At 72.6% G+C, this 22,256-nt stretch carries 20 protein-coding genes; 15 read left to right on the forward strand and 5 right to left on the reverse strand.

The window, feature by feature from the left end:
• Nucleotides 1–123: 123 nt before the first annotated feature.
• Nucleotides 124–774: a ScbR family autoregulator-binding transcription factor gene (locus tag ACFWXC_RS17620; RefSeq protein WP_384479597.1), complete on the reverse strand. Its 651-nt coding sequence runs from the start codon at nucleotides 772–774 to the stop codon at nucleotides 124–126.
• 312 nt (nucleotides 775–1,086) lie between these two features.
• On the opposite strand from ACFWXC_RS17620, the gene ACFWXC_RS17625 reads away from it, so the two are divergent.
• From ACFWXC_RS17625 to ACFWXC_RS17690, 14 genes are all read left to right on the forward strand, one after another.
• Nucleotides 1,087–2,010, forward strand: a complete 924-nt coding sequence (locus tag ACFWXC_RS17625) for a ScbA/BarX family gamma-butyrolactone biosynthesis protein (RefSeq protein WP_384479599.1) — start codon at nucleotides 1,087–1,089, stop codon at nucleotides 2,008–2,010.
• The gene (locus ACFWXC_RS17630) at nucleotides 2,004–3,134 is read left to right on the forward strand and encodes an oxidoreductase (protein WP_384479601.1); all 1,131 of its coding nucleotides are present in this window, start codon (nucleotides 2,004–2,006) and stop codon (nucleotides 3,132–3,134) included. Before ACFWXC_RS17625 ends, ACFWXC_RS17630 begins: the two co-directional genes overlap by 7 nt.
• Nucleotides 3,131–3,862: an HAD family hydrolase gene (locus ACFWXC_RS17635; protein ID WP_384479602.1), complete on the forward strand. Its 732-nt coding sequence runs from the start codon at nucleotides 3,131–3,133 to the stop codon at nucleotides 3,860–3,862. The genes ACFWXC_RS17630 and ACFWXC_RS17635 overlap by 4 nt, the downstream gene beginning before the upstream one ends.
• Before the next feature lie 78 nt (nucleotides 3,863–3,940).
• A complete protein-coding gene (locus ACFWXC_RS17640) occupies nucleotides 3,941–4,570 on the forward strand; it encodes a TetR family transcriptional regulator (RefSeq protein ID WP_384479603.1) in 630 nt (209 codons plus the stop codon).
• A 173-nt stretch (nucleotides 4,571–4,743) separates the two neighbouring features.
• A complete protein-coding gene (locus ACFWXC_RS17645) occupies nucleotides 4,744–5,772 on the forward strand; it encodes a LysR family transcriptional regulator (protein ID WP_384479605.1) in 1,029 nt (342 codons plus the stop codon).
• A 308-nt stretch (nucleotides 5,773–6,080) separates the two neighbouring features.
• Nucleotides 6,081–7,067 carry an NAD(P)H-dependent flavin oxidoreductase gene (locus ACFWXC_RS17650; protein WP_384479607.1) on the forward strand — a complete coding sequence of 329 codons (987 nt, stop codon included), beginning with the start codon at nucleotides 6,081–6,083 and terminating at the stop codon, nucleotides 7,065–7,067.
• An 88-nt stretch (nucleotides 7,068–7,155) separates the two neighbouring features.
• A complete protein-coding gene (locus ACFWXC_RS17655) occupies nucleotides 7,156–7,746 on the forward strand; it encodes a YciI family protein (RefSeq protein ID WP_384479609.1) in 591 nt (196 codons plus the stop codon).
• Between the two features lie 57 nt (nucleotides 7,747–7,803).
• Entirely contained in the window at nucleotides 7,804–9,240 is a 1,437-nt protein-coding gene (locus tag ACFWXC_RS17660) for an FAD-binding protein (protein ID WP_384479611.1), read from the forward strand.
• A 33-nt stretch (nucleotides 9,241–9,273) separates the two neighbouring features.
• Nucleotides 9,274–10,206, forward strand: a complete 933-nt coding sequence (locus ACFWXC_RS17665; protein ID WP_384479613.1) for a hypothetical protein — start codon at nucleotides 9,274–9,276, stop codon at nucleotides 10,204–10,206.
• On the forward strand, nucleotides 10,203–10,994 hold the full coding sequence (locus ACFWXC_RS17670; RefSeq protein ID WP_384479615.1) for an alpha/beta fold hydrolase: 792 nt from the start codon (nucleotides 10,203–10,205) through the stop codon (nucleotides 10,992–10,994). The genes ACFWXC_RS17665 and ACFWXC_RS17670 overlap by 4 nt, the downstream gene beginning before the upstream one ends.
• Nucleotides 10,991–12,838 carry an isocitrate/isopropylmalate family dehydrogenase gene (locus tag ACFWXC_RS17675; RefSeq protein ID WP_384479617.1) on the forward strand — a complete coding sequence of 616 codons (1,848 nt, stop codon included), beginning with the start codon at nucleotides 10,991–10,993 and terminating at the stop codon, nucleotides 12,836–12,838. The genes ACFWXC_RS17670 and ACFWXC_RS17675 overlap by 4 nt, the downstream gene beginning before the upstream one ends.
• Complete coding sequence (locus tag ACFWXC_RS17680) at nucleotides 12,831–13,688, forward strand: DUF6282 family protein (protein ID WP_384479680.1); 858 nt, start codon at nucleotides 12,831–12,833, stop codon at nucleotides 13,686–13,688. The genes ACFWXC_RS17675 and ACFWXC_RS17680 overlap by 8 nt, the downstream gene beginning before the upstream one ends.
• Before the next feature lie 36 nt (nucleotides 13,689–13,724).
• The gene (ppc, locus tag ACFWXC_RS17685) at nucleotides 13,725–16,454 is read left to right on the forward strand and encodes a phosphoenolpyruvate carboxylase (RefSeq protein WP_384479619.1); all 2,730 of its coding nucleotides are present in this window, start codon (nucleotides 13,725–13,727) and stop codon (nucleotides 16,452–16,454) included.
• 80 nt (nucleotides 16,455–16,534) lie between these two features.
• On the forward strand, nucleotides 16,535–17,557 hold the full coding sequence (locus ACFWXC_RS17690) for an MBL fold metallo-hydrolase (RefSeq protein ID WP_384479620.1): 1,023 nt from the start codon (nucleotides 16,535–16,537) through the stop codon (nucleotides 17,555–17,557).
• Between the two features lie 12 nt (nucleotides 17,558–17,569).
• On the opposite strand, the gene msrB is transcribed toward ACFWXC_RS17690, so the two are convergent.
• The 4 genes from msrB to ACFWXC_RS17710 form a co-directional block, all read right to left on the reverse strand.
• Complete coding sequence (gene msrB, locus ACFWXC_RS17695; RefSeq protein WP_384479622.1) at nucleotides 17,570–17,977, reverse strand: peptide-methionine (R)-S-oxide reductase MsrB; 408 nt, start codon at nucleotides 17,975–17,977, stop codon at nucleotides 17,570–17,572.
• Nucleotides 17,978–17,990: 13 nt separating this feature from the next.
• Nucleotides 17,991–19,379, reverse strand: a complete 1,389-nt coding sequence (murC, locus tag ACFWXC_RS17700) for a UDP-N-acetylmuramate--L-alanine ligase (protein WP_384479624.1) — start codon at nucleotides 19,377–19,379, stop codon at nucleotides 17,991–17,993.
• A gap of 200 nt (nucleotides 19,380–19,579) precedes the next feature.
• Nucleotides 19,580–20,053, reverse strand: coding sequence for an indole-3-glycerol phosphate synthase (locus ACFWXC_RS17705; RefSeq protein ID WP_384479626.1), 474 nt, complete (start codon nucleotides 20,051–20,053; stop codon nucleotides 19,580–19,582).
• Nucleotides 20,054–20,207: 154 nt separating this feature from the next.
• Nucleotides 20,208–21,086 (reverse strand): pyrimidine reductase family protein, encoded by an 879-nt coding sequence (locus tag ACFWXC_RS17710; RefSeq protein WP_384479628.1) that lies wholly within the window; start codon nucleotides 21,084–21,086, stop codon nucleotides 20,208–20,210.
• A 37-nt stretch (nucleotides 21,087–21,123) separates the two neighbouring features.
• On the opposite strand from ACFWXC_RS17710, the gene zapE reads away from it, so the two are divergent.
• Nucleotides 21,124–22,230 carry a cell division protein ZapE gene (gene zapE / locus ACFWXC_RS17715; protein ID WP_384479630.1) on the forward strand — a complete coding sequence of 369 codons (1,107 nt, stop codon included), beginning with the start codon at nucleotides 21,124–21,126 and terminating at the stop codon, nucleotides 22,228–22,230.
• The last annotated feature ends 26 nt before the right edge of the window (nucleotides 22,231–22,256 follow it).

A 22,256-nucleotide genomic window follows, 5' to 3' on the forward strand; every position in this document is an offset into this window, starting at 1 on the left:
GGGTGGGGGCCCCCCCCGCCGGGGGGGGGTGCGCCGCGCGGGGGGGCCCGCCCCCCCCCACCCCCCCCCCCCGGCCCCCCCGCCCCACCCCCCGGGGGCCCCCGCCACGCCGGGCACGGACCGTCACGCACGGATCGCATGGAACAACAGCTCGCTCGACTCGGCCCACCGGTCCACCACGTCCGTCCGGCCGTGCAGCACGTCCGAGATGTGCTGGGTGCCGAAGAAGGCGGAGACCAGCACCCGTGCGGCCGTCTGCGGCGAGACCCCCTCCCGCAGTTCGCCCGCGTCCACGGCGGCGACCAGCAGCGACTCCAACAGCTCCGTCCAGTCGACGTACGGCGTCGGCAGTTCCGCGTCGATGTGCGGGCGCTCGATCTGCAGCCGCGCCCCCGCCTGCACGATCACGTCGTCGCGGAAGGCCAGGGCCGCGCGCTCCAGCAGCCGGGCGGCGGTGCCGAGCGGCCCGCGCCCCTCCGTCACGACCTGCTCCAGCAACGCCGGCCACCGGGCGTAGTGCTCCTCCACCACGGCGATCGCGAGGGCCTCCTTGGTCGGGTAGTGGAAGTACACCGCTCCCTTGGTCATCTCCACCCGGTCGGCCACGTCCTTGACCGAGGTATGACGGAATCCGTGCTGCGCGAACAACTCGGAGGCCGCGGTCAGCACCAGCTGCCGGGTGCGTGCGGACCGGTCCTGTTTGGGATCGGGCCCCCTCCTGGTGACGATCTTCTTGTGGACGAACGAGGAATACGCCGACTGCGGCTCCAACAAGGCTCTGTTCCTCTGCGTGTGACGGCTTCCACCGGTTTGGCCCGGCTTCCGCGGGTGCGGACATGACGTGTACGGCCCGACGGACGGTTCTGTCCGGCCAGGTTGGCCTGAAACGTCCCTCTACAAGAAACCTTCCGGAAGGTATCTTTCTTCAGGTCGCTTTCCCGCGGGGGCGGGACGGCGGCGGGGTCTCAGTCCCGCTGCCGCAACTTGGGGAGGAAGCAGAACATGCATTTCGTACCACCACCGACCCTGCCGTCGGAACCCCGCGGACTCCAGGAATCCTGGAGAAGTCTCGGTTTCGACCGCCCGGTGCCACGCGAGACAGTACACAAGTACGCCACCGCCGAAGTCCTGCTCACCGATGCGGTACGCCTGGACGCCGAGCGGTTCGCCATCGCCTCCGCATGGCACCGCGACCACTTCCTGGACGACCTGGGCGGCCCGACGTCCGACCCGGTCCTGCTGGCCGAGACGGCACGGCAGGCGGCCATCCACCTCTCGCACCGCTTCCTCGACGTGCCGTACGGCCACCAGTTCGTCCTCAGCGAGCTCGCCGTCGAACTCGACGGACCGCTGCCCGCACCGGGCACGGCCGCACCGCTCGCCCTCGGCCTCGACACACGCTGCGAGCGCACCGAGAGGCAGCCGCGCCGGACCAGGCTGGAGCTGAACGCGGACGCGTACACGCGGCACCGGCGGTTGGGACGGGCCCGGGTGCGCTGGGAGGCGCTGGAGCCGCGCCGCTACGCGCTGCTCAGGAAGCGCGGCGCGGCGGACACCGGCACGGATCCCGCACCGGAGCCCGTCAGGGCCGTACCCCTGCCGCCGGCCCGGGTCGGTCAGCGCCGGGACCGCGACGTCCTCATATCCGCCGACCCGACGCGGCGCCACCGCTGGTGGCTGCGGCTGGACGTGGACCACCCCGTCCTGTTCGACCACCCGTCGGACCACATCCCCGGCATGGCGCTGATGGCCGCGTTCCGGCAGGTGGCCCTCGTCACCGCCACGGACGCGGCACAGTACGTGCGGTCGCTGGTCGCCCGGTTCACCTCCTTCGGCGAGCTGGACCTGCCGGTGTCGGTCACCGCGGAGCACCTCGCCGGCACGGCCGGCGCCGGTCGCGCGGGCACGCTCCTCCTGCGGGCGGAGCAGGCCGGCCGCGAACTGGCCTCCGCCCGCGTGGAGTGCGCGCTGCCGTGCGCCGACCGTCAGCTCGCCGGAGCGACATGCTGACCGTGCACACGACGAACGGCACCACGGTCCGGCCGGTACCGGGACCGGCCGGTCTGACGGCCCTCGCCCGCCACGAGGCGTCCCGGACGGAGGAGACGCGCAGGCTGACGCCCGAGGTCGCGGCCGCCATCGGCGCCGCCGGCTTCCCGCGCCACTTCGTGCCGGGGCGCTGGGGCGGCGCGGAGGGCGGGTTCGGGGCACTGCTGACCGGCGTGGCGGAGGTCGGGGAGGCCTGCGGGTCCACGGCGTGGTGCGCCGCGCTGTACGCCGCCCACGGTCGGCTGGCCGCCTACCTTCCCGCCGAGGGCCAGCGCGAGCTGTGGGAGCGGGGCCCGGACGCCCGGATCGCCGCCGCGGTGGTACCGCCCCAGGGCAGTGCGGTGGCGGTGGACGGCGGCTGGCGGCTGGACGGCGCGTGGCGGCCCGCCAGCGGGGTGGACCACGCCGACTGGGTGTTGCTCGCCTCCTGGACGCCCGGCCCGGCCGACCGGGAGCACCGGATCTTCGCCGTGCCGCGCGCGGAACTGACGGTGCTGGACACCTGGCACACCTCGGGGCTGCGCGGGACGGGCAGCAACACCGTGGCGGCCGACGGGGTCCTGGTCCCCGGGCACCGCTCCTTCACGCTGGACGCGCTGCTCCGCCCACGGCCCGACGCGGCCCGCTGCCACACCGTGCCCTATCCCATGGTCGCGGCCCTGATCTTCGCCGCTCCCCTGCTCGGCATCGCCCGGGGCGCGCTGCGCGCCTGGACCGGAGAACGGTCCCGCGCCGCGTCCTCGCACCCGGCGACGCACACCGTGCTGGCCGAGGCGTCCACGCGGATCCACTCCGCGGGGCTGCTGCTCGGCGGCGCGGCCGAGCGGGCCGACCATGCCGAGATCACCCCGCTCGCGGTGGCCGAGAACCGCAGGGACGCGACGGCCGCGGCCGTGCTGTGCCGGGAGGCGGTGGACATCCTCTTCCGCGCCTCCGGGCTGCGGGCCCAGGCGCCGGACCACCCGGTGCAGCGGGCCTGGCGGGACGCGACGGCCGCGGCGGGCCACGCCACCCTCGATCCCGACGCGGCGGCCCGGGCGTACGCGGCCGTGGTGCTGGCGCCCGAGCAGGGCGGTCCGCGGTGAGCGGTGCGCGGGAACAACCGCCCGTCGCCTTCTTCGACGTGGACGAGACCCTGCTGGCCACGAAGACCATGCTCGACTTCTGGGACTTCTGGGCCGCTTCGGGTGCCTGGCCGCTCCCCGCCCGCGTGTCCGACCTGCGGGCCCGCGTGGCGGCCGGCGAGGACCGGAACACGCTGAACCGGGAGTACTACCGCCGGTTCGCCGGGGTGCCCGCGAGAACACTGACGTCGGTGGCGTGCCGTTGGTACGACGCCCACCGCCGGGGCCCGCGGGCGTTCGTGACGGCCGCGGTCGAAGCCGTCGAGCGGCACCGGGCCCACGGCCACGAGGTGGTGCTGGTGTCCGGCTCGCTGCGCCCGCTCCTGGAGGCGGTGGCAAGGGACTTCGGCGCCGCCCAGGTGTGGTGCACCGAGCAGGGCGTGACGGCCGGCGGACTGCTCACCGGTGAGGTGGAGCGGCCGATGATCGGGCAGGCCAAGGCCGGCGCGGTGGCGGTCGTCGTCGGCGAGCGCGGGGTCCGTGCCGAGGACTGCTGGGCGTACGGCGACCATGTGAGCGACCTCGCCATGCTCCGGTCGGTCGGGCACCCGGTGGTGGTCGGCGGCTCACCCGCACTGGCGGTGGAGGCCGGGCGGGCCGGCTGGGCCGTGCTCGGCGGGGACAGGGGACCGCGCCGGGCGGTCCCGTGCGCCGGACGGTCCGTCGTCACCTCGGGAAACGGCCGATGACCGGCCGGTTTCACCCTCCTCAAAACATTCCTTCGCGAGGGTATGTTTATGCCTTCGCCAAGACTGGAGGGCCCCCGCATGGTCAAACAGGAAAGGGCGCGGCGCACCCGGGAGAAGGTCCTGGACGCCGCCGCCGAGGAGTTCGCCGTCCAGGGATACAGCAGGGCCACACTCAACGCCGTGGCCGCGCGGACGGGGATGACGAAGGGAGCCCTCTACGGGCACTTCGCATCCAAGGAGGTCCTCGCCGGCGCCCTGCTGGCCCAGTCCCACGAGGTGTGGGAGGAGATGCTGCTGACCCGGAACGCCCCCGGTGTCACCGCCCGGACGGCACTGGAGTCGCTGGTCCTGGATCTCGCCCATCGCCTCAAGGCGGACGTCCGGCTCCGGGCGGCCATGCGGCTGGCCACCGACTGCCCGAGCCTGACCCGCGAACTGCCGGACGTCTCCGAGGACGTACGGCGCGACCTGGTCGAACTCGTCCGACGCGCACAGCAGGAGGGCGGCATGCCCCCGCATCCGCCCGAACTCGTCGCCCAGTTGCTGCTGACCGCGATGCACGGCGCGCTGCACGTGTCCTTCGGGCCGAAGGGGTGCACCGACGCCTCGGCCTGGGAGGCGGTGTGGCGGCTGCTCCTCGACGTGCTCGCCGGCGATCTGCGGGCACTGTCGGGCGAGCAGGAGACCGAAGAGGGCGCGCACAGCTGATGAGCAGTGCGTTGCGGAGCCGTTAAAAATACCTTCCCGAAGGGATGTTTCTGCGATGCTGACGTGGTGCCGGTCCGTCCGGACCCCTTCGGCAAGGTGACGGACAGACCGGATCGCGGTCACGACACGACATGTGAAGGCTTGAAGGCTCGACACGTGAAGGGGGAAAGCGAATGACTGTGCTGGACGAACGGGTCGGGCCGTTCCCACTCGGCCGGATCGGCACCGGGGACGCCCTCGGTGACCTGTCCCACGAGGGGGTACGGCGCGCTGTCACCCATGCCGAACATGTCGACGACTTCGACATGCGGCACCTTCGGTATTTCCTGACGGTGGTCCGGGCCGGCACCGTGTCCGGTGCCGCCCAGGAATTGCGGATATCCCAGCCGAGCCTGAGTCAGCAGATCAAACGGCTGGAACAACGAATAGGCGCCCCGCTTTTCATCCGCAGTTCACGCGGTGTCGAATTGACCACGGGCGGGCGGGCGTTTCTGCGGGAAATCCAGAGCATCCCCGGCCAGCTGCGGTCCGCCATCGCGGCCGCCGCGCCGTCCCCACTGGTCTGGCCGGTGGGCGTGTGCGGCGGGGTGCCCGCCGAGGTACTCGCCGAAGTGCAGCACGGTCTCACCGGGCAGCACACCGACCGCGCCGGGGGCCGTACCGAGCCGGCGCTGCGGATGCGCTCGGTCAGCGCGGCGGACCAGCCGGAGCTGCTGCACCACGGCGAGATCGCGTTCGGCATCGTACGGCTGCCCGTGGCCGTGCCCGGTCTGGTCCGGGCCGTGGTCTGGGACGAGCCGCTCGGCGTGGTCATGGACGCCGGTCATCCACTCACCCGCCGCCCCCACCTGACCTGGGCAGACCTCGCGGCCCAACGGCTCCTCTGGTACGACGAGGGGTGCGCGCCCGGCTACGCGGACACCGTGCCGGCCCAGCTCGCGGCCCTCGGCTGGAACGCCGTGCTGCACCCCATCGACCAGGACCAGCAGGCCCTGTTCGTGCACGCGCTGCAGACCGCGGGCGAGGTGGTGGCGCTGCGGCCGAGGCTCGCCGTCCAGGGCGACCCCCAGCTCGTCTGGCGGCCACTGCCCACCACCTCGGCACCCCGCGAACGGCTGGCCGTCACCGCGCTCGCCGACGGCCGCTCGGCCCGCCATCTGCGCACGGTCGCCGCCCGGCGCGGCTGGCCGTTCCTCACCTGACCACCGTTTCCCGCCCCCCTGATCGGCCCGGAGCCCCACGGCTCCGGGCCGATCCTTTTTACCGGACCGTACCCGGATTTCACCGGACGCCGACCGGAATGTTTAATTCCGGGTACCGGACAGTGAATTGCACCACGCCCATAGGCCCGGCCCTATGACCACCACGCGCTTTCCGTCTTGGACACCGGAGAAGACCGGTATCTAGTCTTTGAAACACGAAACCAGTGCACGTGGAAATTATTTCGCGGGCCTCTGTTTCGTTCAATTTCGATCCGTTCATCGGACGCGCCGGGAAACAGAGGAGAAGCGTGATCTCGACCAAGCTGACCGAGCTGCTGGGAATCGACCATCCGATCGTCGGCGCCCCGATGGGCGGCGTGTCCGGCGCACGGCTCGCCACCGCCGTCACCCGCGCCGGCGGGCTGGGCCTGGTGGGCGTCAGCTACGGCGACGCCGCCTTCATCGACGAGCACGTGGCCGCGACGGCCGAGCAGGGCGGTGTCTGGGGCGTCGGCTGCGTGATGTTCACCTTCGACGAGCGCCCCGGCCTGTGGGACAAGGTGCTCGGCTACGCGCCGCCGGTGATCGCCCTCTCGTTCGGCGACGCCGACCAGGTGCGCCGGTACGTGGGCTCCGCCGCCGAGAGCGGGGCGCAGGTGGTGGTGCAGGTGCACGACACCGGGCAGGCGGCGGTCGCGCTGCAGGCCGGGGCCTCCGTGCTGGTGGCCCAGGGCGCCGAGGCCGGCGGCCACCACAAGACCCAGGCGACGCTGCCGTTGGTCCCCGCCGTCCTGGACCTCGCGCAGGGCGCGGTTCCGGTGGTCGCGGCCGGCGGTTTCGCGGACGGACGGGGCCTGGCTGCCGCGCTCGCCCTCGGCGCCGACGGCGTGATGATGGGCACCCGGTTCGCCCTCACCGAGGAGTCCATGGGCACGGCGGGCTTCAAGGCCGCCCTGGTGTCCGGCGCCACCACCGATCTCGTCGACACCCGCTCCTTCGACGTCGTGCGCGGCATTCCGTGGGACGAGATGTACACGGCGCGGTCGGTGAGCAACGCGTTCACCCGCGCCTGGACCGGACGGGACGCGGAACTGGCCGGGCGGCGGGCCGAGATCGAGCCCGAGTGGACGGCGGCGGTCGCCCGCGACGACACGGGGCAGCGGGCGCTGTTCGCCGGCGAGGTGCTCGACCTCGTCGACGAGGTGCGGTCGGCCGAGAGCGTGGTGCGCGACACGGTCAGCGAGGCCGAAACGATTCTCCGCCGACTCGCCGGGAGCATCACGCCCGCGCACTGAACGCCGGTCCCCTTCCTGTCGGCTCTTGCCGGCCCGCACGGCCGCGTCCCGAACCGTCGGACAGACCGCTGCAGAAACGGAGTTACAAGTGATCCACATCCTCACCCTCACCTACCTCGTCCCCCGTGACACCGTCACCGCGCACATGGCCGGGCACAAGGCCTGGCTGCGCGAACACGCCGACCAGGGGCGGATCCTGCTGAGCGGGCCGCGCCCGGACGGTGGCGCCGTCATCGTCACGGCCGACCTCGACGAGGCCACCGTGCGCGAGATGGTCGACAGCGACCCCTGGACCCGGCTCGGCGTCGCCTCGTACGACACCGTCGCCTTCGAGGGACGCAACGCGAGCCCCGGTGTGGTCACCGCGGCCGTGCCCGACGAGAGCGTGCTGCTCATCAACGTGGCCACCACCGACGACGCGCCCGCCTCGGTCGACGCCCTCGCCTCGGCCGTGCACCACGTCGCCGCCACCGCCGACGGCTTCCGCGGCTCCCGCCTGCTGACCAGCGTCGACGGCGACGCCATGGTCAACCTCGCGGCCTGGACCGACGAGAAGCGGTTCAACGCCATCTTCGACGACCCCGAGTTCATGCGCCGCTACGAGGCCTTCGCGAAGACCACGACCGGCGCCAAGTACCGCCTGTACCGGACGAGCCGGGTCATCACCCCGAACCGCTGACCGGACCCCTCTTCAGTTCTTCAGTTCACCAGCACCGTCAAACCCCTAGGAGACAGCATGCCCACCTCGTCCACGCCCGCCGGGTACGACCTCGTCGTCGTCGGGTTCGGCGCCGCCGGCCTGTCCGCCGCGCTGTCCTTCGCGGAGGCCACCGAGGGCCGCGAGCGGCCCGTGCGGATAGCGGTGCTCGAACGCGCGGCCAGGAAGGACCGCGGCGGCGCCACCCGCTGGACCGGCGCCTTCCTGCGGATCGACCAGGAACGGCGGTTGGACACGGACTGGGCCGAGCACGTCGGCCGGGTCTCCGGCGGCCTGGCCGACGTCGACTACTGCCGCACCGTCGAGCGGGAGGCCCCGGAGACCCTGGCCTTCGTCGAGAAGCACGGCGTCGAGATCGCCTTCGCGGACTTCCCGCTCCCCCACACCTTCGAGGCCGGCACTCCGTCCATGACGCCGCCGGCCAGCCCCCGCGGCGGCGGCGCCTCCATCGTCGAGCACCTGGGCGCCGCCCTGGAGAGCGACCCCCGCGTCGAGATCCACTACGAGACGGAGGCGCTGCGCCTGACCACCGCCGAGGACGGCTCCGTGGACGGCGTCGTGGTCCGCGGCTCCGACGGCCGCACCCGCCGGCTGTCCGGCCGTGCGGTGGTCCTCGCCTGCGGCGGCTTCGAGGGCAACGCCGAGATGCTCACCCGCTACCTCGGCGACCGCGCCTGCGACCTCCCGCTGATCGCGCCGGGCATCGCCCACAACCGCGGTGACGCGCTGCGCATGGCGCTGGACCTCGGCGCGGACACGGCCGGGCAGTTCGACGGCATCCACGCCGAACCGGTCGACCGCCGTACGACGAAGGCGGACTCGGTGCTCTACGGGTTCCCGGCGGGCATCTTCGTCAACGGCCGTCTTGAGCGCTTCTTCGACGAGGGCCGCGACACCTGGGACAACACCTTCGAGCACATCGGGTACGAGATCTGGAAGAACCAGGACCAGGAGGCGTACTGGATCGCCGACGCCAAGACCCTGGCCATCCCCGGCATCATGAACTCCCTGCTCAGTGACGTGCCGCCGGAGCAGGCGGACACCCTGGAGGAGCTCGCCGGGAAGCTCGGGATCGACGCGGAGGGCCTGGAGAAGACCGTCGCCGAGTTCAACGCGGCCGTGGCTCCCGGGGAGTTCGACCCGACCCGCCTGGACGGCAAGCACACCGTCGGCATCACCCCGCCGAAGTCCAACTGGGCCACCCCGCTGGACACCGCGCCCTTCATCGGCGTCCCGGTGACCGCCGCGATCTGCTTCACCTACGGCGGTGTCCGCACCGACCTCGACGCCCGTGTCGTCACCCCGTCCGGCACCGCCATCCCCGGCCTGTACGCCGCCGGCGAGGCCACCGGCCTCTTCTACCACGCCTACCCGCCGGCCACCTCGGTCCTGCGCTCGCTCATCTTCGGACGGCTCGCCGCGCACCACGCGGCCGCCGCCCGGCGGACCGCCTGACCCCACCCCACGTCAGCAGCTTCTGGAGACTCCATGAGTATCGTCAACATCGACGTCACCCTCCGCGACGGCGGCTATCGCAACGGCTTCGCCTTCCCGCTCGAGTACGCCCTGAAGCACGCGAAGCTCAGCGTCGAGGCCGGCTTCGACTGGATCGAGATCGCCTACCGCAAGGGCTCCCTCGTCCCGATACCCGACCTCGGGCTGACCGGCCGCGGCGACGACGAGTTCATCGCCGCGATGGCCCAGGAGATCGGCCCGGAGCGGGTCGCGATGATCCTGCACCCGAAGAACATCACCCGCGCCGACCTGCCCGCCATGTACGCGGCCGGCGCCCGCCTGGTCCGGATCATCCTGCCCGCCAAGGGCTACGAGACCGGCCTGGACTACATCCGCCAGGCCAAGGACACCGGCTTCACGGTCGGCGTCAACTTCGCCCGGATCAGCCAGTGGCCGGGCCGGGACGTGGTCGAGGTGGCGACCGCCGCCACCGACGCGGGCGCCGAGTTCGTCTACCTGGCGGACTCCAACGGCAGCCTCTCCCCCGTCGACACGACCGACCTGACCACCCTGACCAGGTCCGTCACCGGCGGTCCGGTCGGACTGCACGCCCACAACAACCTGGGCCTCGCCCTGGCCAACGCGATCAGCGCGGCCGCGGCCGGCGCGACCTGGATGGACTCCTCGATCCAGGGGATGGGCAAGGGCCCCGGCAACCTCATCGCCGAACAGTGGCTGGCCCACCTCGACCGGACCGACCCGGAGTCCGCCGCACGGCTCGACCTGGCCCCGGTCCTGGAGCTGGCCGACCTGCTGCTCGCCAACATCCCCGAGGGCAGGCCCTCGCTGCCGCTGCCGGACCTGGTCCTGGGCCGCTACGACCTGCCGGTGGAACACCGCAAGGACCTGCTCGGCGAGCACGGCGAGGCCATCGCGACCGCGCGCACCCTCTCCGGCGTCCGGTGACCCACGCCGGACCGGCCGTGCCGACGGGGGTCTTCGGACCGGCGACCGCCGTCGGCGCGCCCCACGCCCTCGTCCTCGCCCCCGTCACACCGCGCTGGGACGAGGGGGCGTTCTTCGCCCCGGTCGTCCGGACCCTGGCCGGCGCCGGGCTCCGGGTGACCGTGGTGGACACGCTCTCCCTGTGGGACGAGGAGGCGGACTCGATGGCCGCCTTCGTCGCCCGCTGGCGCGCGCTGCTGCCGGACTTCGGCCGCGTCGACCTGCTCTGCGGGAACGCGCTGGGCGGCGCGGTGGCCCAGGCCCTGCTTCCGGAGTGCGCACCCGACACGGCCGCGCTGCTCGTCTCGGGCCCCGCCCGCACCGACCCGGTCCTGGAGGAACGGCTCACCCGGATCGCGGACCTGGCCGCCTCCGGCCGTCCCGGCGCCGCACTCGCCCTGCTCAACCGGCGCGTCCTGCCGCTCGGCGCACCCGGCGCCGATGTCACCGCCGCCACCGCGGAGGCCATCGCGGACGCCGACGCCGACGCGGCCGCGGGCCGCAGGCTGGCCGCCGGGATGCGGCTGCTGTGCGGGATCGACGTCACCGACGCCGTACGCGCCCATCCGGGCCCGCTGCTCCAGATCGTGGGCAGCCACTCCCAGCTCGTCACCCAGCGGCACACCGCCGCCGCCCCGCACCACAGGGTGCACGTCGCCCCCGGGGCCGGCATGCGCCCCCACGCCGAACAGCCCACCGAAGTGGCCGCGTTGATCGAGGCCTACCTGTGGGAGAAGGGACTCCGATGAAGTCGGCTCCGAGGAAAAGCGTTGCGGTCCTGCCCGGTGACGGCATCGGCCCCGAGGTCGTCGCCGCCGCCCTGGACACCGTCGAACGGCTCGGTCTCCCCCTGGACTTCCGGTTCGGGGAGATCGGCTGGGAGTGCTGGCGCCAGGAGGGCGACCCGGTCCCCCAGCGGACCTGGAAGCTCCTGGAGGAGACCGACACCTGCCTGCTGGGCGCCATCACCAGCAAGCCGCTGCGCGAGGCGGAGGCCGAACTCACGCCGTCGCTGCGCGGCACCGGCCGGAAGTTCGTCTCCCCGGTCATCCAACTGCGTCAGCGGCTCGGCCTGTACGCCAACATCCGCCCGGTCACCGACCTGGACCACGGCCGGTTCGACTTCACCGTCATCCGGGAGAACACCGAGGGCCTGTACGCCGGGTTCGACGTCCACGGGCTCGACGAGGCGCTGTGGAACGCGGTGCGCGAGCACCCCAACGCCGAGGCCTCCGGCCCCGACGAGAGCAGTGTCACGCTCCGGCTGCAGACCCGGTTCGGCATCGACCGGCTGCTGCGTTTCGGCTTCGCCCACGCCGAGGCCCACGGCCGGCGGCGGCTCACCGTCGTGGACAAGCCGATGGTGCTGCGGCAGAGCGGCAACCATCTGCGCGAGCGTCTCGAACTGATCTCCCGGGACCACCCGGACATCGAGACCGAGATCCTCAACGTCGACGCCGTCGCCCTGTGGATGGTCCGCAGGCCGGAGCGGTTCGGTGTGCTCGTCGCCGAGAACATGTTCGGCGACATCCTCTCCGACCTCGGCGCCGGCGTCATGGGCGGACTCGGACTCGCGCCGAGCGGCAACATCGGCGACCACGGCAGCTACTTCGAGCCGGTGCACGGCAGCGCTCCCGCCATGGCGGGCCAGGACCGGGCCAACCCGATGGCGATGCTGCTCACCGTCGCCCAGATGCTGGACCACCTCGGCCTCCCCGTACCCGGTGCGGAACTGCGCGACGCCGTCCGCACCGTGGCCCGCGCCCGTACGACGGTCACCTACGACCTGGGCGGCAACGCGGGCACCCGCGAGGTCGCCGAGGCCGTCGCCGCCGGACTGCCCGGCGGGGAGGCCGAGTCGGTGGCCGCCGAACTGCCGGACGCGGCTGCCGAGTCGGTGGCCGTCGCCGTACCCGCGGACGTGGTGGACCGGCTGGCCGCGCTCGACACCGCCTCCGTCTCCGACGCCCTGGACAGCCTCGGCATCCCCGGGGTGCTCGCCGGGATCAGCGCGCGCGTGCCCGGCGCCCGCACCGCGGGCCTGGCGTACACCGTCACCTACCAGCCGGTGGACCGCTCCGACGAGAGGTTCCGCAACGCGGCCGACTACCTGGACGACGTGCCCGCCGGCTCCTTCGTCGTGGTCGACAACGGCGGCTCCACCACCTGCACCAACTGGGGTTCGCTGCTCACCTCGGTGGCCCGGAGCCGCGGGGTGCGCGGCACCGCCCTGCACGGCTCGGCCCGCGACCTCGCCGAGATCCGCGCCGCCGGATACCCCCTCTTCAGCACCGGCGCCACGATGGTGAGCGGCAAGAACCGGGTGGAACTCGCCGCCACCGGACGGCGGGTCACGATCGGCGCGGTCACCGTCCGCCCCGGTGACGTGATCGTCGCCGACGACAACGGCGTCCTGGTCGTACCCGCCGAACGGGCCGCCGAGGTCGCGGACCGCGCGGAACGCGTCGAGGGAACCGAGTCGGCCATCGCCGAGGCGGTCGGCACCGGCCTGCGCCTGGACGAGGCCCGCCGCCGGTTCGGCTACGCCAGGCCGTGGGAGGGCCCCGCCGACGCCGAGTCCCGTGATGCATGACCTGGTACGACGGGTGGTGGACGTCCACTACCACGCGGGGCCCGACCTGTACCGGCGCCGGCTGACGACCGCCGGCGCCGGGCGGGCCTACGCGGAGGTCGACGGCTGGGCGGTGATCAAGAGCCATCTGGGGTCGACGGCGGCGAGCGCCTGGGAGGCCCGGCAGGAGGGCCTGCCCGTCTCCGGCGCGGTCGTGCTCAACGACCTGGCCGGCGGGGTCCGCCCCCGGGTCGTCGAGCAGGCCGTCTACGCCCACGGGCCGGACAGCCCCGCCCGGCTGGTCGTCCACCTCCCCACCCTGATCGGCCCCGGGCACCGGTCGGCGCTGCGCCGGGAGCCGTTCCATCCCCGGCTCGACCCCGAACACTGGCGCGCCGACCGCGTCCTGGACGGCACCGGCCGGCTCCGCGAGCCGGTGCGCGAGGTACTCCGGGCGGCCCGGGATCTGCCCGTCGTCCTCGCGACCGGGCACTGCGACCGGGACGAGACCCTACGAGTGATCGACGAAGCGGTACGCCTGGAGCTCCCGCGGCTGCTGCTGACCCACGCCACCCACCCGATGTCCGGCCTCACCCCCGCCGACCTGGCCCAACTGGCCCCGGTTCCCGGACTGTACGTCGAACTCACCGCCCTGACCCTGCTGTTGGGCCACCGCGACACCCGGCACCTGGCCGAGGTGGTGCGCGCCCATCCCCGGGTGGTGTTCAGCTCCGACCTCGGACAGCCGGACCAGCCGGACCCCGCCGGCTGGCTGGCCACGAGCCGACGCTGGTTCGGCGAAGCAGAGTTGACGTCCGATCAGTTCCGGGCCGTCACCTCGGTCAACCCCGCGGCGCTGCTGGCGCCCTGACCGGCGACCGCCCACTCCACACCCCGGGAGTACCCCATGCACGCCCGCATCCCGAACGCCGCCCTGCGCGCCGACATCCGCCGGCTGGGCGACCTTCTCGGCGAGACCCTCGTCCGGCAGGAGGGCCCCGAGCTGCTGGACCTCGTCGAGCGGGTCCGCCGCCTCACCCGCGAGGACGGCGAGGCCGCCGCCGAACTGCTGCGTGGCACGGAACTGGAGACCGCCGCCAAGCTGGCCCGCGCCTTCGCCACCTACTTCCACCTCGCCAACGTCACCGAGCAGGTGTACCGGGGGCGGGAGTTGAGGGAGGCACGAGCACGCGAGGAGTCGGCGCTGGCCCGGGTGGTACGCGAAGGAGCGGACCAGGCGCCCGAGTTGCTCGCCCAGGCGGCCGGCCGTCTCAACGTCCGTCCGGTGTTCACGGCCCATCCCACCGAGGCCGCACGCCGCTCGGTCCTGAACAAGCTCCGGCGTATCGCCGCGCTCCTGGACACCCCGGTCATCGAGTCGGACCGCCGCCGCACCGACACCCGCCTCGCCGAGAACATCGACCTGGTCTGGCAGACCGACGAGCTGCGTGTCGTGCGCCCGGAGCCGGCCGACGAGGCCCGCAACGCCATCTACTACCTCGACGAGCTGCACGCCGACGCGGTGGGCGATGTCCTGGAGGACCTCACCGCGGAGCTGGAGCGGGTCGGCGTCAAGCTCCCCGACGACACCCGCCCGCTCACCTTCGGCACCTGGATCGGCGGCGACCGTGACGGTAACCCCAACGTCACCCCCCAGGTCACCTGGGACGTCCTCATCCTCCAGCACGAGCACGGCATCAACGACGCCCTGGAGATGATCGACGAACTCCGCGGCTTCCTCTCCAACTCCATCCGCTACACCGGCGCGACCGAGGAACTCCTGGAGTCCCTGCGCGCCGACCTGGAGCTGCTCCCGGAGATCAGCCCCCGCTACAAGCGCCTCAACGCCGAGGAGCCCTACCGCCTCAAGGCCACCTGCATCCGGCAGAAGCTGGAGAACACCAAGTCCCGGTTGACGAGGGGCACTCCACACGAACCGGGCCGGGACTACCTGGGCACCGCAGAGCTCCTCGCCGACCTGCGGCTGATCCAGGCCTCGCTGCGCGAACACCGCGGCGGCCTGTTCGCCGACGGCCGCCTCGCCCGCACGATCCGCACCCTGGCCGCGTTCGGCCTCCAGCTCGCCACCATGGACGTCCGCGAACACGCCGACGCCCACCACCACGCCCTCGGCCAGCTCTTCGACCGCCTCGGCGAAGAATCCTGGCGCTACACCGACATGCCCCGGGACTACCGACTGCGGCTCCTGGCCAAGGAACTGACGTCACGTCGGCTGCTCGCTCCGGCCCAGGCTCCGGTGGATGCGGCCGGGGAGAAGACCCTCGGGGTCTTCCAGACCGTGAAGAAGGCCCTGGAGGTGTTCGGACCCGAGGTCGTCGAGTCGTACATCATCTCCATGTGCCAGGGCGCCGACGACGTCTTCGCCGCCGCCGTCCTGGCCCGCGAGGCCGGCCTGATGGACCTCCACGCCGGCTGGGCCAAGGTCGGCATCGTCCCCCTCCTGGAGACCACCGACGAACTCAAAGCAGCCGACACCATCCTGGAGGACATGCTCTCCGACCCCTCCTACCGGCGCCTGGTGGCGCTGCGCGGAGACGTCCAGGAAGTCATGCTCGGCTACTCCGACTCCTCCAAGTTCGGCGGCATCACCACCAGCCAGTGGGAGATCCACCGCGCCCAGCGCCGCCTGCGCGACGTCGCCCACCGCTACGGCGTACGCCTGCGCCTCTTCCACGGCCGCGGCGGCACCGTCGGCCGCGGCGGCGGCCCCTCCCACGACGCCATCCTCGCCCAGCCCTGGGGCACCCTCGAAGGCGAGATCAAGGTCACCGAACAGGGCGAAGTCATCTCCGACAAGTACCTCATCCCCTCCCTGGCCCGCGAGAACCTGGAACTGACGGTGGCCGCCACCCTCCAGGCCTCCGCCCTGCACACCGCCCCCCGCCAGTCCGACGAGGCCCTCGCCCGCTGGGACGCCGCCATGGACGTCGTCTCCGAGGCCGCCCACGCCGCCTACCGCGAACTCGTCGAGGACCCCGACCTGCCGACGTACTTCCTCGCCTCCACCCCCGTCGACCAGCTCGCCGACCTGCACCTGGGCTCCCGCCCCTCCCGCCGCCCCGGTTCGGGCGTCTCGCTCGACGGCCTGCGCGCCATCCCCTGGGTGTTCGGCTGGACCCAGTCCCGGCAGATCGTCCCCGGCTGGTTCGGCGTCGGCTCCGGCCTCAAAGCCCTGCGCGAAGCCGGCCTGCGGCACGAAGGGGACACCGTCCTCGCCGAGATGCACGAACACTGGCACTTCTTCCGCAACTTCATCTCCAACGTCGAGATGACCCTCGCCAAGACCGACCTGCGGATCGCCCAGCACTACGTCGACACCCTCGTCCCCGACGACCTCAAGCACGTCTTCGACACCATCCGCGCCGAACACGAACTGACCGTCACCGAAGTCCTCAAGATCACCGGCGAGAACGAACTGCTCGACGCCACCCCCGTCCTCAAGCAGACCTTCGGCATCCGCGACGCCTACCTCGACCCCATCTCCTACCTCCAGGTCACCCTCCTCAAGCGCCAGCGCGACGCCGCCACCACCGGCACCGAACCCGACCCCCTCCTCGCCCGCGCCCTCCTCCTCACCGTCAACGGCGTGGCAGCAGGCCTGCGCAACACCGGCTGACCAGCACCACCGCCACAGCCACCGTCGCCATCGCCATCGCCGGGGAAGCCGAATCCCCCCTCCACCACAGGAGTTCAGCCATGCCCCATACCCCCGGCCTCCCCCGCCGCAGGGTGCTGCGCACCGCACTCGCGACCACGGCCGCGCTCTCCGCCCCACTCGTGGCGGCCACGCCCGCACTCGCCGCCCGCCCGCGGGTCGGCAAGCTGAGCGACCAGTCCGCCGTGCGTTCCTTCACGTTGGGGGACACCAGGCTCACCTACGCCGTGGACGCGGCGATGGAGCTGGACCTGGCGGGCTTCCTCCCGGCCGTCCCCGCCGACTACTGGCGGGAGCACCCCGAGGCGCTCACCCGCTCCGGCCGGATCGCCGCCTCGGCCGGTGGTGTGCTCGTCGAACGCGGGCGGCGCAGAATGCTGATCGACGTGGGCCTCGGAAGCAACGTCCTGTCGCCCACGCTCGGCGTCTCCCGCGGGGGCGCCCTGCTGGAGACCCTGCGGCGGCTCCGGGTGGCCCCGGAGTCCGTGGGCACCGTGGCCTTCACCCACCTGCACACCGACCACACCGGAGTGGGCTTCGTCCCGGACCGGCACCAGGAGCTGCACAAGGCGTTCCCGCGCGCCGACTACCTGGTGGCGGCGGCCGAATGGGGCCCGTTCTGGCGGGGCGAGATCAAGGTGGGTGCGCCGTCCTGGGACGGCTTCATGGTGCCGATGTCCCGCGTGCTGCGGCAGTTCGAGGACGGCGAGGAGGTGTGGCCGGGCGTCACCGCCCTGATCACCCCGGGCCACAGCCCCGGGCACACCACGTATGTGATCTCGGCATCGCGCGGCCGGCGGATCCTCGTCCTCGGGGACGCCTTCCACACCCCCGCGCAGCTGACCCACCCCGAGTGGCCCTCCGGGCCGGACGTGGACGTCGAAGGAGTGCTGAAGGCACGCAGGACACTCCTGGAGCAGCTGCTGGCACCCCGCACCTACGCCTTCGCGTTCCACTTCGGGGACCAGGCCTTCGGCCGCGTCGTGCGTGACGCGGCCGGAGACGTCCGGTGGCGGCCGGCACCGGCCCGGGGACTCCTCCCCAGCCCGATCCGGCTCTCCTGACCTGCCGCGATCTCAGCTCTCGTCGGCGGTCAGCCGCAGCGAGATCGAGTTGATGCAGTACCGCTGGTCGGTCGGGGTCGCGTACCCCTCGCCCTCGAAGACGTGCCCGAGGTGCGAGCCGCACCGCGCACACCGCACCTCGGTGCGAACCATCCCGTGCGTGCGGTCCTCGATCAGCTCGACCGCGTCGGTGTCCTTCGGGTCGTAGAAGGACGGCCACCCGCAGTGGGACTCGAACTTCGTGGTGGAGGTGAACAGCTCCGCACCGCAGGCGCGACAGGAGTACACGCCCTTGGTCTTGGTGTCGGTGTACTCACCGACGAAGGCCGGCTCGGTCGCCGCCTGACGCAGCACGGCGTACTCGGCCGGCGTCAGCTCCGACCGCCACTGCTCGTCCGGCTTGTCGACGTCGTACGACATGACTCTCAGCCCCTCACTTCGCCAGGCGTTCCAGGATCCTCGGGCCCAGGTCGGTCACATCGCCCGCGCCCATGGTGAGAACCAGATCACCGGGCTTCGTCATTCCCGCGACCACGGCGGGGACCTCGTCCTTGTCGTGCACGGCGGTGACGTCGGCGCCCGCGGCCCGCGCCGCCTCGATGATCAGCTCGCTGGTGACGCCGGGGATCGGGTCCTCGCGGGCCGGGTAGATGTCCAGGACCACGGACGCGTCCGCGAGGGCCAGCGCGTCGCCCATCTCCTTGCCCAGCTCCTGGGTGCGGGAGAACAGGTGCGGCTGGAAGACGACCAGGATCCGGGCGTCCCCGGCGGCGGCGCGCATGGCCTCCAGGTCGGCGGTCATCTCGGTGGGGTGGTGGGCGTAGGAGTCGATCACCTGGACGCCGGCCGCCTCGCCCTTCAGCTGGAGGCGCCGCTTGACACCCGTGTACGCGGCCAGCGCGGTCGCCAGCTCGGCGGCCGGGACCCCGAGGGCCACGCCCGCGGCGAGCGCGGCGACGGCGTTGTGCGCGTAGTGCCGGCCGGGCACGGAGACCGTGAAGGTCAGCTCGGCCCCGTCCAGCACGACGGTGACCTCGCTCTTCAGCCCCTGCGGTACGACGGACAGCACCCGGACGTCGGCGTCGGCGGCGTCGCCGTAGGTCACCGTCCGCACCTTCCCGGCCAGCCGCCGGGTCAACTCGCGCGCGCCCTCGTGGTCGGCGTTGATCACCAGCGTGCCGCCGGGCACGATCCGGCCGGCGAAGGTCTCGAAGGACTCGTAGATCTCTTCCATCGAGGCGTAGTTGGCGTGGTGGTCGAGCTCCACGTTGAGGACGATGGCGACCTCGGGCGCGTACTTGTGGAAGCTGCGGTCCGATTCGTCCGCCTCGGCCACGAAGATCTCACCCTCGCCGTGCAGGGCGTTGGAGCCGGGGGCGTCCAGGTCGCCGCCGATGGCGTACGACGGCTCGCGGCCCAGCTCGGTCAGCGAGACGGCCAGCATCGAGGTGGTCGTGGTCTTGCCGTGGGTGCCCGCGACGGCGATCGGCCGCGCGCCGTCCATCAGGGCGGCGAGGGCGTCCGAACGGTGCACCACGGGGACGCCCAGCTCGGCCGCGCGCGCCAGCTCGGGGTTGTCCTCGCGGATCGCCGACGACACGACGACGCAGCTGGCGTCGTCGGCCAGGTGCTCCGCCGCGTGCCCGATGTGCACGGTGACGCCGAACGCCCGCAGCGCCTCGACGGTGGCCGACTCCTTGGCATCGCTCCCGGCCACCTCGGCACCGCGCTGGGCGAGGATCTTGGCGATCCCCGACATCCCGGCGCCGCCGATGCCGATGAAGTGCGGTCGCTCCATGGCGGAAGGAAGGCCGGGTGCCATGTGTTTCTCCCAGAGACGGTGACGTGCGAAAGCGTGCCCAGCCTATGCGCTCGGGCACCGGCTGCCTTGCAAGGGGCGCAAGCTGTCAGCGCCCCGAAAGGGGCGCGGGGCTGTGTCTGACATGCGGCTCCGCCGCGTGGGCGCGACCAGCCACATCGCACCCGCACCTGCCGACGCGCCGCCCCGTCCACGCAGGGCGCCTACGCCTTACTGTGCGAGAACAGCTTCAGCACCGGCACGCCCACCTTGTGCCGCGCCCGGGACGCCCAGTCCCGGTGGAAGAACTCCTCCACGTAGTGCGGATCGGTCAGCACGATCACCTCGTCCGCGCCGACCTCTTCCACCACCGTCTTCAGCGCGTCCAGCGGGTGGTCCTCGACCATCCGCCCCTCCGCCGTGCTGCCCGCCGCCCGCAGGGCCGCCAGGGACACGTCGAGCGCCTGTTCGGCCGGCCCCTTCGCCTCGTCCCCCTCGGGCGTCTCCCGCTCACGCGCGGCTTCGTCCAGTTCGCCGAGCGCGATGTCGTCGATGGCCCGCAGCAGGCGGTCCGCCTGGTCGCCGCGCGGCTGGAGCAACACATGGAAGGAAACCTGCTCGTCCCCGTGCAAGGTGGTGACGAACTCCACGTCGGCAGACGTCAGGGCCTTCTCGATCATCAGAACGCTTGTGAACACCAGGCGCCTCTTCTCCTGAGAGGGCCACGCGGACCCTCTGTCCTCCCTGGGGCCTAGCAGCCCTGCGGAAACCATCCTGCCCCGTGAACGCACGGGTACTGCCGGATTCAGTGTGCCCGCCGGAAGCTAAGCGGAACGGTAGATTCCGCCGAATTCAGGACCGCTGATAGCGACTGAACAGGAATCCGGCCTCCTCCAGCAGGGACACTAGTTCGAAACGCCTGGGTACGGTTACACCGGGTCCCCCGGAAATGCGCTGCGCTCCCCCTGCCGTGAGCATCGGGGACATCGTGAGGCACAGCTCGTCGAGGACGTCGGCGGCGATGAACTGCCCGAGCAGCCGGGGTCCGCCCTCGGTGAGCAGCCGGGTGTGACCGAGATCGGCGAGGGCGCTCACCGCGCGCGCGGGGTCGACGCCGGCGCCGTCACCGGCGACCACCACCCGGGCGCCGGCCCGCTCGGCGGCGGCGACGCGGTCGGGGGCGGCCGCCGCGCCGGTGAGGATCAGCGTGGGGACGAGGGGCGAGGTGAACAGCGGGAGCGAGAAGTCGAGGTCCAGGCTCGCGGTGACGACGGCGACCACGGGGGCCGCGCCCTGGCCCGCCGCCGCTCGGGCCCCGGCGAACTCCGCACGCGCGCGGGCCGGCCGGTACCCCTCCTGCCGTACCGTTTCCGCTCCGACGACCACCACATCCGCGAGCGCCCGCAGGGTGCCGAAGATCCGCATGTCGGCCGCGCCGGAGATGGGCTGCGACCGCCCGTCGTGCTGACCGGCGCCGTCGAGCGTGGACACCATGTTGGCCCGCAGCCAGACCCCCCGCCCGACGGGATAGCCATAGGCGACCGCGAGCTCGGCGAGACCCCACTCCCGCGCGACAGAACCGGAACCGCCCGCCTCGCCGGCGGCACCGGCCCCCGCCCCGGACCGCACCCCGCCGGAGGTACCGGCCGCGCCCGCCGGCCCCTCCCCCTCGGCCGGACCGCCGGAGGCGCCGGGTGCTGTCTCTTCGGTCACAGGGAACAGGCGTCGCATGTCGTGCAGTGTGGCACGGCAACTACCATGGATGACCGTGTCGTCTTCTCCCGCCGCTTCCGAGGTCAGCCCCATAGCCGACGCGGCCCCGCTGTCCCTGTGCGCCCGCTCGCCGCACGTCCCCGCGGACCGGCTGGTCGCCGAGATGGTGCCGCCGCCCCGCTTCGACTCGGTCCGCTTCGCCACCTACCTGCCGGACCCGAACCAGCCGAGCCAGACCGAGGCCGTACGGGTCCTCGAAGGCTTCGCGGCCGGTCTCGGGGGCGCGCACGCGGCGGGCGGCGGCAGGCGCGGATTCTTCGGCTTCGGGAAGGCCAGGGCGCCGAAGGCCCCGGCCGGGCCCCGCGGGGTCTACCTCGACGGCGGGTACGGCGTCGGCAAGACCCACCTGCTCGCCTCCCTCTGGCACGCCACCCCGGCCGAGCCCGCGCTGAAGGCGTTCGGCACCTTCGTGGAGCTGACCAACCTGGTCGGCGCCCTCGGCTTCCAGCAGACCGTGGTGACCCTCTCCGGCCACCGCCTGCTGTGCATCGACGAGTTCGAGCTGGACGACCCCGGCGACACGGTCCTGGTGTCGACGCTGCTGGGCCGGCTGGTCGACGCGGGGGTCGCGCTCGCCGCCACCTCCAACACGCTGCCGGGCAAGCTCGGCGAGGGCCGGTTCGCGGCGGCCGACTTCCTGCGCGAGATCCAGGGCCTGTCGGCCCGCTTCCGCGCCCTGCGCATCGACGGCGAGGACTACCGTCACCGCGGCCTGCCCGAGGCGCCGGCGCCGTTCTCCGAGGAGCAGGTGGCCAAGGCGGCGTACGCCACCCCGGGCGCCTCGCTCGACGACTTCCCGCAGCTCCTGGACCACCTGGCCAAGGTGCACCCCAGCCGGTACGGCGCGCTGACCGACGGCGTGACGGCGGTCTGCCTCACGGATGTGCGGCCGGTGCCGGACCAGTCGACCGCGCTGCGGCTGGTGGTCCTCGCGGACCGGCTCTACGACCGCGAGATCCCGGTCCTGGCCTCCGGGCTGCCGTTCGACAAGCTGTTCAGCGAGGAGATGCTGAACGGCGGCTACCGGAAGAAGTACTTCCGCGCGATATCCCGGCTCACCGCCCTGGCCCGGGACGCCAAGGGGCTCGTCGCCGCCGAGTAGGTCCCTCTATTGGATCAAGATCGCCG

The organism is Streptomyces sp. NPDC058683, from assembly GCF_042716195.1.
Taxonomy (GTDB): Bacteria; Actinomycetota; Actinomycetes; order Streptomycetales; family Streptomycetaceae; genus Streptomyces.